The organism is Brevibacterium marinum (assembly GCF_011927955.1).
Taxonomy (GTDB): domain Bacteria; phylum Actinomycetota; class Actinomycetes; order Actinomycetales; family Brevibacteriaceae; genus Brevibacterium; species Brevibacterium marinum.
Window position 1 is genome coordinate 4,043,207 of sequence record NZ_JAATJN010000001.1, and the last position, 12,935, is coordinate 4,056,141.

The window sequence follows — 12,935 nt, forward strand, 5'->3', positions numbered from 1 at the left end:
GTCATGCTCCTGGTGGCGTTGGGGTCGGCGGGTCTTCGACGCCGAGGATGTCGTCCGTGTCGGCTCCGAGTTCCGGCGGCGCGGAGCGCACGGGTGGGCGGACGCCGTTGAAGTTGACGGGGAACGCCACCTGCCGCATCGGCCCGGCACTGGGGTGATCGACGGTCTGGACCATGCCCAGGGCCTCGGTCTGCGGGTCGGCGTAGACCTCGTCGAGGTGTTTGATCGGTGCGGCGGGCACGCCTGCTTCCGAGAATTTCGCGCACCAGTTCTCAACGGTGTTCGTGCGCAGGGTCCTCGAGAGTTCTGCCTCGACGAGTTCGCGGTGGGCCACGCGCCCCCGATTCTCCTGCAGCCGGTCGTCGACGGCGAGATCGGGCCGCTCGATCTGGGTGCACAGCTTCTGCCACAGGGAGTCGTTGCCGATGGCGATGACGAAGTAGTCGTCGGCGGCCGGGTACGCCTGATAGGGCACGAGGTTCGGGTGGCCGGATCCCAGGGCATGAGGGCGGTTGCCGTCGGCGAAGTAGTTCGTCGCCCAGTTCACGTGCAGCGCCAACTGCCCTTCGTAGAGTGAGGTGGTCAGGTACTGGCCTCTGCCGGTGCGGCTGCGTTCGAACAGTGCCGAGACGATGCCGATGATCCCGAACAGTCCCGCGCCGAGGTCGCCCATCGCGAATCCGGCCTTCATCGGCGGCCCCTCGGCCTCACCGGTCAAGGACATGAGTCCGCCGCGCGCTTGGGCGACCATGTCGTAGCCGGGTTCGTCCCGCAGCGGGCCGTCGTCACCGAAGGCCGAGATGTGCAGGACCACGAGATGCGGAAACCTGGCGGCCAGCTCCTGGTAGTCGAAGATCTGCTGCAGGGAGCTGCCGGGCCGGAAGTTCTCCACGATTACGTCGGCCCCGGCGAGGAGCTCATAGACCTGCGCCTGACCGTGGTCGGATTTGAGGTCGATGGTCACCGACTTCTTGCCGTGGTTGGCGGCGTGGAAATAGGTGGCATCGGCCCCTAAGGTAGGTGGGCCCCAGGCCCGTGTCGGGTCGCCGCCTTCCGGGTGCTCGACCTTGATGACCTCGGCTCCGAGGTCGGCCAGCGACATCGTCGCATAGGGTCCGGCGAGGATCTTCGACAGATCGATGACGCGTACTCCGGTCAGCGGCCCGGTGAAGGAGTCGGCGGCTGGGTCGGCTGTGTCGGTGGTGGTCATGTGATGCTCCGGTCGTCGATGTGGCTTCAGGCCACGGGGGCAGGTGTTGAGGCGGCATCGGTCGAGACGGCGTCGCGGATCATGCTTGCCCCGTCGACGATGTCCTCGAAATGGGCGAGTGTGTCGACCACGACGGCTTCGTCACCTGTGAGGGTGCTGCCGATGAAGGCCCTGGCAACGAGCAGCTTGCGGAAGTTGCCGTCGCGGGTGACCTCGGAATCGGCCTGTTCGAGCAGCAGGGAAGCCATGATCAGTTGTGCCAGATCATCGGCGTAATAGCCGATGAGGGCCTCGGCGGCATCCGCCTCGGCGCTCAGGATCGCGTCACCGCGGTCGACGATCGCCGTCCACCGGGTCAGGAGCTCACGGATCTCGGGGCCCGCCTCGGCGAGGGTGACGGTGTTCAGCTTCGCAGTCATCGTCTGGGCCAGGAGGCGGTGGGTGTTCTGTCTGCGCATGCAGCGCAGGACGTCGAGGGCGATGACGTTGGTCGAGCCCTCCCAGATGGAGCCGAGGTGGGAGTCACGGACGAGCCTGGCATCGGGCCACTCCTCGATGTAGCCCCGACCGCCGCGGACCTCGAGGGCCTCGCCGGTGACGAACCGGGCGCGCTTGCAGATATAGTGCTTGGCCAGCGGGGTGAGCACGCGGATCTGCGCAGCGGCGTCAGCGTCTCCGCCGTCGGCGCTCTGGAGCATGTCACCGGCGCAGAAGACGAGTCCGAGTGCGGCTTCGGCCTCGGCCTGCAGGGGCAGCAGCGTCCTGCGCATCAAGGGTGCTTCGATGAGGGGCTTGCCGAAGACGACGCGCTGCCGGGCATGGGCGAGCGCCTCGTTGATCGAGCGGCGCATGAGCGCGGTGGCGCGCATGGCATTCGACAGGCGGGAGGTGTTGACCATCTCCGCCATCTGCCGGAAACCGCGCTCGAGCTGACCGACCTGGACGGCGTAGGCGCCGTCGAGGGTGACCTCGCCGCTGGGCATCGACCTGGTGCCGAGCTTGTCCTTGAGGCGGTCGATGACATAGGAGTTCTTCGTTCCGTCCGGACGGAGCTTGGGCAGCATGAACAGGCCGACACCGCGGGTGGACTCGTCCCCTCCGGGGAACCGGGCAAGGGTGAGGATGATGTCCGCGTCGGGGTTCGAGGCGAACCATTTGCGTCCCGACAGTGCCCAGTTCTCACCCTCGCGTTCGGCCACGGTCGACGTCTGGGAGATGTCGGTCCCCGCCTGGATCTCGGTCATGAACATCGCACCGGTGAACCGACGGTCGGGATCGGTCGAGATCAGCCGCTCGATCGCCTCGGCGATCTGCTCACCTTCACCGAACTTCCGCAGGGTTCGGGCGGCGGCGTCGGTCATCGACACCGGGCAGGCCAGACCGAATTCGGCCTGGACGAAGACGTAGGACAGGATGTACTTCACCAGGTGAGGGGGCACATCGACCCAGCCGTGCAGTCCGCGATGGGACAGTGCCGAAAGCCCGTATTCCTCGTAGGCGGCCCTGACCAGCTGTTGGTAGCTGTGGTGGTAGTGGATCTCGTCGACCCGATCACCCTCCCGATCGAACTGGGACAGCGTCGGCGGATTCTTGTCCGCGATATCCGCCAGCGGGGCGAGCCTGTCGGCAGCATCGGCGCCGAGGGCGGAGAGGACAGGGGACAGCAGCTGCCGGTCGGCCGGGTCGAGGTAGGACTCGATGAGCGGCCGCAGAGCGGGGTCGAGGTCGACGTAATTCATGGTTCCTTCTTCTGTGGTCGTGTGGGTGCGACTCAGCGCACCGCAGTGGATTCGGGGGTCGCCTCGGCGCGGTGCCCTGGCTCCCCTTCTCGGTCGGTCCAGGTCTTCCCGCGCAGCAGGAGGGACATGCACACGAGAGAGAGGATGACGTAGCCGAGGCCGAGGCAGACGACGGTCCAGATCGAACCGGTTGCGCCCAGCAGGGCCTGGCTGAGGAAGGGCGCGGTGCCGGCGAACAATGCCGTCGAGACCTGGTAGGCCACGGAGATGCCGGTGTAGCGGATCATGGTGGGGAACAGCTGGGCGAGCACTCCGGCGAGCGCCGCGTAGTACATCGCATGCGGTGCGGTGGCCAGCACCATGCCGAGCATCGCCAAGCCGAAGTTTCCGGTCTGGATCAGCACGAACATCAACGGAAGCACCACCAGCTCGGGCAGCAGCATGGTGAGAACGGCCTTGCGGGGGTTGATCTTCGAGGTGAGGATGGCGCCGAAAGGCTGGATGATCACCTGGGCGATGAGGGCGACGGTGACGATCTGGAGGAATTCGGTGCGGCCGAAGTCCAGATCGGTCGTTGCCCAGGACAGCGCGAAGGTGGTTTTGACGTAGGTGATCGCCACACCGGTGACGACCGCGCCGATGGCCAGCGAGACGACCTTCCAATGGTCGCGCAGCAGTTCGACGATCGGGGTGCGTTTCTGCGGTTCCTTCTGGGTCGCGGCGATCATCTCAGGGGATTCGGTGATCTTGAGACGGATGTAGAGGCCGACGACGATGAGGATCGCCGAGGCGAGGAAGGGGATTCGCCAACCCCAGGCTCCGAAGTTCTCGGCACTCATGTAGGTCAGTCCGAGGAAGGCGACCGTGGCCAGCAGGTTGCCCACGGGTGAGCCCTGCTGGGCGAAGGCACCGTAGAGGATCTTCTTCCCCGGGGGCGCGAACTCGGTCGCGATGAGGACGGCGCCGCCCCATTCGCCGCCCATGGCCACGCCCTGGATGATGCGGAGGACGACGAGGAGGATGGGAGCGGTGAAGCCGATCTGCTCGTAGGTGGGGAGGAGCCCGACGCCGACGGTGGCCAGGCCCATGAGCAGGAGCGTGGTGATGACGGTGTTCTTGCGGCCGAATTTGTCGCCGAAGTGCCCGAAGACGATGCCGCCGAGAGGGCGTGCGATGAAGCCGACGGCAAAGGTGGCGAAGGCCGCCAGTGTACCCATCGCGGGGCTGACGTCTGGAAAGAAGAGCTTGCCCAGCACCAACGCCGAGGCGGTGCCGTAGATGTAGAAGTCGAACCATTCGATGGTGGTGCCGATGAAGGCTGCGGTCCCGGCCCGCCGTCCCTGCTTGGGGTCGATCGCCGGTGCCGGTGTCGCTTCCGTGTCCGGGATCGACGCTGATCCGTTGTTGCTCATGTGGTCTCTCTTGTTCGGTGGTGTCTCGTGTGTGCCTGTCATCACTGTTCCACTTGTATTACTCGGAGTCCAAGACGTAATCTCGAGGTTATTATTTGCGAATTCTTATCAATGGAGGTTCGGCGACATTACTCGGCCGCCGTCTTTCAACGGGAGGACCTCGGGATGGAGCTGCGACACTTCGCTGCGTTCACCGCTGTGGCTCAGGAGCTGCATTTCGGGCGGGCCGCTGAGGCTCTGCACATCGCCCAGCCTGCATTGAGCCAGATGATCCGCTCGCTCGAGAGGGATCTGGGTGTCCAGCTCTTCGAACGCACCACGCGCCGGGTCAGGCTCACCTCCTCGGGGGAAGCGCTGCTCGAACCCGCACAGGCGATTCAGGCTCAGGTCGACGGGGCCAGACGCATCGCTCGGGCCGCGCAAGAAGGAGTGGTCGGACGTGTGCGGATCGGCTTCGGCGGCAGCAGCGGCTACTCGATCCTGTCCCGGCTCTCTCGCGAGGTGGCCAGTCGGCAGCCGGGAATCAGCCTCGACCTGCAGCCGCAGACGTATTCGGGCGAGGCCGCTCTGGCAGTCCGCGATGGACTGATGGATCTGGCGATCGTCAGTCCGCCCTCGCCGGCCGGTGTCGATGTCCATGTCATCCGGCAGGAACGAGTCATGGTCGCCGTCCCCGCCGGCCACGACCTCGCCGACAGGGACCTCGTGTCGATGGCTGATCTCGCCGAGCAGCCGTTCATCTCCTACGCGCCGTCGCATGGTTCGCAGGTACGCGAGGTGATGATGCGCCTGGCCGACGAGGCGGGATTCCTCCCACACATCGCCCAGGAAGCGCCCGACCCCTACAGCCTGCTCGCCCTGGTCGGCGCACAGATCGGGATCGCGATCGTCGTCGAGTCCTCCGACCACATCCGCATCGACGGCGTCACCTATATTCCGCTCGCCGAGGGTGGAGATGCGTTCACACTGGCACTCGGGTGGCGCCGCAACAACCCTTCGGAGGCCCTGGCGCGGGTGATCGAGATCGTCCGCGAGATCCTGCCGGAGGCGGCTGAGGAGTGAGTCTATGACAGCATCGAGAAATCTTGAAGACTATGCTGCGAAGATGCGCGAATATGTGCAGTCGGGGTCCGACCTGGAGGTCGACGTGCGCTTCGTCGATATGCTCGCAGATCGCGCATCTCGCATACTCGACATCGGGTGTGGAATCGGCAGCGCTGTCAATGGGCTGCGAGTCAAGGGCCATGGGGCTTATGGAATCGACCCGAGTTCCGAGGTTCTGACCGTCGCCGGCGAGCTCTACGACCCGGCGTGGTTCCGTCGCATAGGTGCCGCTGACATCTCGACTGAGACGCTGGTCGACGAAGGACTGCCGCAGAGCTTCGACCTCGTCCTCATGTCCGGCAATGTACCCGCGTTCATTCCAGACCTGGATGATGCGGTCGCTCGGATCGCGGAGGTTCTTCGGCCCGGCGGCCTGCTCATCATCGGGACAAGCACACATGCACGAGGTGGGCCGAGCGATCAGGATTCTGCGTGCGCGGCCGCGGACCTTCAGGTCGAGCATCGATTCGGCGATTGGCACCTCGGGTCGTTCGACCATGGCTCGCCGTGGTCGGTCAGTGTCTTCTCCCGCCCAGGAGCCGGGCCGCACCACGGTTCGCCGGATGGGATGTTCGTCCTCCGGTAACACCGTCTGACGCCTCGCGAGTTACTTCAGCACGGGCGGCTGCAGGTGGGACGATCACATGCTGCCCGCTGCGGGCCCGGCGATTCCTACCAGGCGATCACGTGGGGGACGCTTACGTGCTTGAGCCCCTCGAGCCCGAACTCGAGGCCGAAGCCCGACTTCTTCACGCCGCCGAAGGGGATGCGCGGATCCACGGCGCCGTGCTTGTTGATCCAAGTCGTTCCCGCCTCCAGCCGGGCCGCGACCTTCTTGCATTCTTCGAGGTCGCCGCCCCAGACGGAGGAGCCGAGTCCGACTTCGAGTTCATTGGCCCAGCCGATGGCCTGTTCGAGATCGGAATATCTGATGATCGGCAGGACGGGGCCGAACTGCTCCTCGGCGACCAGCGGGTTGTCGTTGTCGATGTCGGCGACGAGCGTGGTCGGGTAGAAGTAGCCCGGCTGCTCGGCCTGCGGGTCGCCGCCGGTGAGCACGCGAGCTCCACCGTCCTTGGCCGCCTGGACGAGCCCGGCGACGATGTCGTACTGCTGCTTGTTCTGCAGCGGTCCCAGCACGTTCTCCTCTTCGAGACCCACACCCATGGGTGACTGCTCGGCCACCTCGACGAGGGCGTCGCAGACCTGGTCGTAGAGGGAATCGGGTACGTAGAGGCGCTTCATCGCGGCACAGGTCTGACCGGTATTGATGAACGCACCCCAGAACAGATCACCGGCAATGGCGGCGGGATCGGCGTCCTCGAGCACGATCCCCGCATCGTTGCCGCCCAGCTCCAGCGTCAGCCTGGCCAGAGTGTCCGCAGCCGAGCGCATGATGGCCTGACCGGTCTTCGTCGAGCCGGTGAACATGATCTTGTCCACATCCGCATGGGAGGTCAGTGCCGCCCCGACCTCCCCGGAGCCGGGAACCGCGGTGAGGACGTCTGCGGGCAGGACCTGATTGACCACCGCGACGAGTGCCTGCACCGACAGCGGTGTGTACTCGGAGGGCTTGAGGACGACGGTGTTGCCCATCTTCAGTGAGGGAGCGAACTGCCAGACCGAGATCATCATCGGCCAGTTCCAGGGACCGACCGCACCGACGACGCCGATGGGTCCGTAGTGGAGCTCGGCGTGGGTGTCCTCATCGTCGACGAGGACCTCGGGTTCGAGTTCGAAGGCGGCGTTGGCGCGCAGCCATGCGGCGCAGGCGCCGACCTCGAAGCGGGCGTTGGGCCCGTTGAGCGGCTTGCCCTGCTCGCGCGAGAGCAGTTCGGCCAGCGCCTCGGCGGAGGCCTCGATCGCATCGGCGGCCCGATTCAGCAGCTCGCTGCGGTCCTTCGAGGTCCGTCCTGCCCAGTCCGGCTGGACCTTGCGGGCGCCGGCGACGGCGGTGTCGATGTCGGCTGTGCTCCCCTCACGGGTGCGGCCGACGATCTCGCCGGTGGCGGGGTCGAGCAGTTCACGTCCATGGGAGTCCTCGATGGACGAGCGCAGTCCTGCGAAAGTGGTGAAATCGGTGCTCATGATTCTCCTTTTCTGGGGGTGTGCGTAATCGTGGTGTGTGTGCGTGATCGCGGGGTGTGTGCGTGATCGCGGGGTGGACTCTCAGCCCAGGCTTCCACCTGTTCCGATGCCTGCATAGCGCTGGGGGTTCCTCGACCGGAGGACGAGGGCCCAGACGGTGCCGAAGACTCCGGGCACCAGCACAATGGCGGGCAGCAGCCAGAAGAGCACCGAGGCGCCTTCGAGGCCGATGAGGACGTTGAAGTTGATGACGATGGAGACGAAGAGGACGATCAGCCCGACCGCCGAGAGCCCGGGTGCGATGCCCCGCGTCCACAGCGAGTACTCCTCAGCATGCGAACGGAGGAAGCCGACCACCGCGATGGCCGTCAGCGCCATGAGGAGTACGAGCCCGAAGGCGCCCATGTTCGTCAGCCAGGTGAACAGTGTGACGACGGGAAACAGCGGATCCTCACTGCCGGATCCGGCGATCGCGAAGACGAGGATGACGATGAGGGCCAGAGCCGACTGGGCCAGGGAGCCGGCGATGGGGGCACCCGAACGACGTGAGGTTCTGGCCAGGAGCTTCGGCAGCACCCGGTCACGGCCGAGGGCGAAGAAGTAGCGGGCGACGATGTTGTGGAAGGCTACGAGCGCGGCCAGCAGCGAGGTGAGGAAGAGCAGGTTCGCGAGGTCGACGAACCACACCGGACCATGTTCTCTCAGGAAGACGAACATGAGGTCGGGCCCGAACTCCTGGGAGCGTCCGACGACGTTCGAGGCGCCCTCGGCGACGGTCATTGCCCAGGCGGAGAACGCATAGAAGACGGCGATGACGGACACCGCGATGATCGTCGCCCGCCCTGCCGTGCGCTTGGGGTCCTTGACCTCTTCGTTGTAGATCGCCCCCGATTCGAACCCCATGAACGCGGCGATCGAGAAGGCCAGGGCGGCACCGACCCCCGGAGCGAAAAGCTGGTCCGGCAGCATCCCGTCGGCAGTGACGCCTTCGGGGCTGTGGGCAAAGCCGATGATGTCGAAGACGATGACGATGAGAAACTCGGTGCCGACGATGACCCCGAGGACCTTCGCGGAGAAGTCGACCCTCAAGACACCCATGATTCCGACGATCACCCAGGCGATCAGTGCGCAGACCCACCAAGTCACCTGCAGACCGAACAGCGAGTCGAGGAAGGAGGAGAAGACGAAGCCGAACATTCCCGCGATGCCGATCTGCATCGAATTGTAGGCCACGAGCGCGGTCAGCGCCGCTCCCATTCCCACAGGCTTGCCCAGCCCCTTGGAGATATAGGCGAAGAAGGCACCGGCGTTGTGCACGTGCCGACTCATCGCCGCATAGCCGATCGCGAAGAGGACGAGGATGATGCCCAGGACGATGAACGACAGCGGGATCCCCAGCAGCCCGGTGACCGCGAAGTTGCTCGGGACTCCGCCTGCGACCACGGTCAGCGGCGCCGAGGCGGCGATGATCATGAAGACGAGCGCGAGAGTGCCGATGCGGCGGGAGTCGAGCCCCGTGGCGCCCGGTTCGCCGGAGATGCCGGTCGACTCGCTTCCGATGCCGAGATTCACGCCCATGTGATTCCCCTTACGATAGTGGCTGTACCATCAGGTTCTCTCATCGGCTGTGCGCGTGTCTTGGCTCTGTGGGCACGGCTCTTGACGTTCGGCGCAGTTCCAGAAGCCGCGGGGCGCACTCAGTTCAGGGAGTTCCGTCGGAACTGAGCCGGCGGGCTGCCGACAACGCTGCGGAAGAGCCGGGAGAAATGAGCCGGGTCGCTCAGGCCCCACCGGGCGCCGATTGCGGCGACCGGCACCTGAGCCTGCAGTGGGTCGGCGAGGTCCTGACGACAGCGAGCGATCCGACGGCGGCGGATCTCGCCGGATACGGTGTCGCCGCTGCCTTCGAAGACCTGGTGAAGGGCACGGACCGACATGAAATGTGCGGCGGCGATCGTCGACGGCGACAGCAGCGGGTCGGCGAGGTTGGCGTCGATGTGACCGGTGATCTCCGCCCACAGCCGCTGCCTCTCCCCCGGCACCTCCGCCTCGGCGAGTTCATCGGCCATGACGGTGGTGAGCAGGTCGACGACGTTGCCGGCCAACCGGACGCCCACCGATCTGCCGAGTGTGGGCAGCATCGCCCCGGCCTGAGTGATGATCTGCGTGGCGACGGCTCCGAGCTGATGCTCGGCGCCGATCGAGGTGGCGGTGAGCTGACGGACGGTGTCGGAGGGCAGGTTGACCCGCGACTGCGGGAACATCATCACATAGGAGGAGAAGTCGCTGTCGAAGCTCAGCGTGTAGGGGCGTGAGGTGTCGTAGATCGCCAGCGAACCCGGTGCCAGAGACACCTCACGACCGTCCTGGATGAGCAGCCCGTGCCCCTTGAGCTGGAGAGAGACCTTGTAGTAGCTGCTCGCAGTGTCGGCCCTGATGAGGTCGGGTGTACGCAGCACGGCGTGAGGGTTGGCGCCGATGTGGGACATGACGACGGAGTCGTAGTCGCGGGCGCTGATCGCTCCCCGGAAGCCGCCGCGACGCTGGGGCTCGGTGTCCAGCGGCACGAACGAGTCCGAGACGAGGGACTTCCATCCGTCGAAGTCCGAGGCTGTGCTCTCCAATAACATCTTCGTCCTCTGCCGAAACGACTGATCGGCGACCTCTGTGCCGGCGACCGCTTGGCGCTCACTCTATCCCCAACCACGCGGGGAGTCACGAGCAGTTCAGGATTGACCGACCGATTGGTCGTGATCGACCGACATCCGGGCGACGACATAGTCGAGCTGGCTGCGGAGCCCGGCGAAGTCGAAGGTCCCACCGCCGATGATCGCGGTGGTCTGTGCTCCGAGCAGGTACGTCAGCAGCACATCGGCCGCCGGCTCGAGGACCACCTCGGCGGCCAATTCCCCGTCGTCGTCGGCCTGGCGCAGCCAGCCGAGGATCCACGTGCGCCACAGGGCCATGGTCTCACGTGTGGTGCGGGCATGATCGGGACTCTGCGCGACCTCGGCGAGGAAGGACAGCACGACCCGAGCCTCGTCGTGGAGTTCGGGAGTGATCGGAAGGACCTCGTGGGCGAAGGCCCGCAGCGCAGGGACGCCCCGCAGATGCGCGGTCGAGAGTTCGACGCGGCGGTTCGTGGCCGCGAAGACGAAGAGGTAAGTGGCGGCGAGCAGGTCGGATTTGGAGGCGAAATAGGATTTGATCGCGCCATTGGCGAACCCGGCCTCGGCAGCGATGTCGCGCATCGTCGCCCCGGCCAGCCCCTGGCGGACGATGATGCGCAGGGTCGCGGCGACGAGTTCGCGGCGACGCTGGTCATGATCCACGATCTTGGGCATGCTCTCTCCGGTCTCCTGCTCTTGACTTTATTTTCTCCAAGCGTAGGTTATTACGTGAGTCAACACACATATCCTCGCTGCAAAGGTGCACACATGTCCTGCCATTCCACTCCCGCCGGGCTTACCCCGTTCTCGCTGCCGACCGAGGACGAGATCACGACAGTGACGTCGGTGATCCGCGATGCCGGGCACTTCCCCGCCGAGGCGCGACTGACCTACGTCGGTCTGCTCGATCCCGTCCGCGGCCAGGACCGCACCGTCGACGAGGTGGACCGTCGTTTCCGTGCCCTCGTCCTCGACAAGTCCGCCGGCACGGCCCGTGACATCATCGTCTCCGCGACGCATGCGCGCCTCGATTCCGTGACCGAGGTGGACTCCACCACAGACGGCGAGTTCCCCGTCATGGAGGAGGAATTCGAGCTCGTCGAGGAGGTCCTCGCCGCCGATCCGACGTGGCAGGAGATCCTCTCTCGTCGTGGCCTGCCCGTGGAACAGGTCCGTGTCGCACCGCTTTCGGCCGGCGTCTTCGAATATCCGGAGGAGTCGGGCAGGCGGATTCTGCGCGGGCTCGCCTTCCACCAGCAGCACGAGTCCGATTCCGCCTGGGCGCACCCCATCGACGGACTCGTCGCCTATGTCGATGTCACCAACAAGTCCGTCGACCAGATCCTCGACCTCGAGGACGTGCCGGTGCCCGGCGAGCACGGCAACTACACGGATCCGGAGCTGACCGGTCCGGTGCGCACCACGCAGAAGCCGATCGAGATCACCCAACCCCAGGGGCCCAGCTTCACCCTGTCCGGGGGCAATCACATCGAATGGGAGAAATGGTCATTCGACGTCGGCTTCGACATGCGTGAGGGTCTCGTCCTGCACAACATCGCCTTCAGAGACGGCGAGACCACCCGCACGATCCTCGACCGGGCCGCGATCGCGGAGATGGTCGTGCCCTACGGCGACCCCTCGCCGGTGCGGTCCTGGCAGAACTACTTCGACACCGGCGAATACCTCGTCGGACAGTGGGCGAACTCGCTCGAGCTGGGGTGTGACTGCCTGGGCGACATCACGTACCTGTCACCGTGGGTGGCGAACAACCTCGGCGAACCTCGACAGATCAAGAACGGGGTCTGCATGCACGAGGAGGATGCCTCAATCCTGGCCAAGCACTATGACCTGTGGTCGGACGTGGCCTACACCAGGCGCAATCGCCGCTTCGTCATCTCCTTCTTCACCACCGTCGGCAACTACGACTACGGCTTCTACTGGTACCTCTACCTCGACGGGACGATCGAGTTCGAGGCCAAGGCCACCGGCGTCGTCTTCACCTCGGCCCTGCCGAACGGCTCGAGTGATTTCGCCTCTGAGATCGCACCGGGACTCGGCGCCCCGTTCCACCAGCATCTCTTCGGGGCGCGCCTCGACTTCGCCCTCGACGGCGGCAAGTGCCGGGTCGAGGAGGAGGACGTCGTGCGCCTGCCGACCTCGCGGACCAACCCGCGCGGCAATGCCTTCAGCCGCAAGCGCACCGTGCTCGGCACAGAGCTGGCCGCCCAGCGCGACGCGTATCAGTCGAAGGCTCGGACCTGGGTCGTGTCGAACTCGGATTCGGTCAACCGCCTCGGCGAGCCTGTCGGCTACAAACTGCATCCGATGGGTCTGCCCACACTGCTCGCGGCCGAGGACTCGTCCATCCACCGTCGGGCGACGTTCGCATCGAAGGCACTGTGGGTGACGCAGTATCACGAGGACGAGCGCTATCCGACCGGGGATTTCCCGAACCAGCACCCTGGCCATGCGGGCCTGCCGGCCTGGACGGCCGCCGACCGGAATGTCGACGGTGAGGACATCGTGGTCTGGCACAGTTTCGGACTCACACACTTCCCGCGCGTCGAGGACTGGCCGATCATGCCCGTCGACACCGTCGGGTTCAAACTGCGTCCCGAAGGCTTCTTCGACCGCTCCCCCGTCCTCGATGTGCCGGCGCCGGAGTCAGGCGGACACTGCGAAACGGCCGGCGGCGGCTGCTGCGAGGAGTGAG

10 protein-coding genes are annotated in these 12,935 nt (G+C 65.7%); 3 read left to right on the forward strand and 7 right to left on the reverse strand.

Annotated elements, in window-relative coordinates; genetic code table 11:
• Position 1: 1 nt before the first annotated feature.
• From BKA07_RS18190 to BKA07_RS18200, 3 genes are read right to left on the reverse strand one after another with little or no spacing between them, the layout of a single operon-like run.
• Positions 2-1,210: a CaiB/BaiF CoA transferase family protein gene (locus BKA07_RS18190; RefSeq protein ID WP_167952465.1), complete on the reverse strand. Its 1,209-nt coding sequence runs from the start codon at positions 1,208-1,210 to the stop codon at positions 2-4.
• Between the two features lie 26 nt (positions 1,211-1,236).
• On the reverse strand, positions 1,237-2,949 hold the full coding sequence (locus BKA07_RS18195) for an acyl-CoA dehydrogenase family protein (protein WP_167952467.1): 1,713 nt from the start codon (positions 2,947-2,949) through the stop codon (positions 1,237-1,239).
• Positions 2,950-2,981: 32 nt separating this feature from the next.
• On the reverse strand, positions 2,982-4,361 hold the full coding sequence (locus tag BKA07_RS18200) for an MFS transporter (protein ID WP_167952469.1): 1,380 nt from the start codon (positions 4,359-4,361) through the stop codon (positions 2,982-2,984).
• 165 nt (positions 4,362-4,526) lie between these two features.
• On the opposite strand from BKA07_RS18200, the gene BKA07_RS18205 reads away from it, so the two are divergent.
• Together BKA07_RS18205 and BKA07_RS18210 are read left to right on the forward strand one after the other, a co-directional pair.
• On the forward strand, positions 4,527-5,423 hold the full coding sequence (locus BKA07_RS18205) for a LysR family transcriptional regulator (RefSeq protein WP_167952471.1): 897 nt from the start codon (positions 4,527-4,529) through the stop codon (positions 5,421-5,423).
• A 4-nt stretch (positions 5,424-5,427) separates the two neighbouring features.
• Entirely contained in the window at positions 5,428-6,051 is a 624-nt protein-coding gene (locus BKA07_RS18210) for a class I SAM-dependent methyltransferase (RefSeq protein WP_167952473.1), read from the forward strand.
• An 86-nt stretch (positions 6,052-6,137) separates the two neighbouring features.
• Here the strand turns inward: BKA07_RS18210 and BKA07_RS18215 are convergent, their stop codons facing one another.
• The 4 genes from BKA07_RS18215 to BKA07_RS18230 form a co-directional block, all read right to left on the reverse strand.
• On the reverse strand, positions 6,138-7,553 hold the full coding sequence (locus BKA07_RS18215; protein WP_167952475.1) for an aldehyde dehydrogenase family protein: 1,416 nt from the start codon (positions 7,551-7,553) through the stop codon (positions 6,138-6,140).
• Positions 7,554-7,634: 81 nt separating this feature from the next.
• Entirely contained in the window at positions 7,635-9,131 is a 1,497-nt protein-coding gene (locus tag BKA07_RS18220; RefSeq protein ID WP_167952477.1) for an APC family permease, read from the reverse strand.
• Between the two features lie 119 nt (positions 9,132-9,250).
• Positions 9,251-10,183, reverse strand: a complete 933-nt coding sequence (locus BKA07_RS18225) for an AraC-like ligand-binding domain-containing protein (protein WP_167952479.1) — start codon at positions 10,181-10,183, stop codon at positions 9,251-9,253.
• Positions 10,184-10,279: 96 nt separating this feature from the next.
• The gene (locus tag BKA07_RS18230) at positions 10,280-10,897 is read right to left on the reverse strand and encodes a TetR/AcrR family transcriptional regulator (protein ID WP_167952481.1); all 618 of its coding nucleotides are present in this window, start codon (positions 10,895-10,897) and stop codon (positions 10,280-10,282) included.
• Positions 10,898-10,990: 93 nt separating this feature from the next.
• On the opposite strand from BKA07_RS18230, the gene BKA07_RS18235 reads away from it, so the two are divergent.
• Positions 10,991-12,934: a primary-amine oxidase gene (locus BKA07_RS18235; protein WP_167952483.1), complete on the forward strand. Its 1,944-nt coding sequence runs from the start codon at positions 10,991-10,993 to the stop codon at positions 12,932-12,934.
• Position 12,935: the final 1 nt, after the last annotated feature.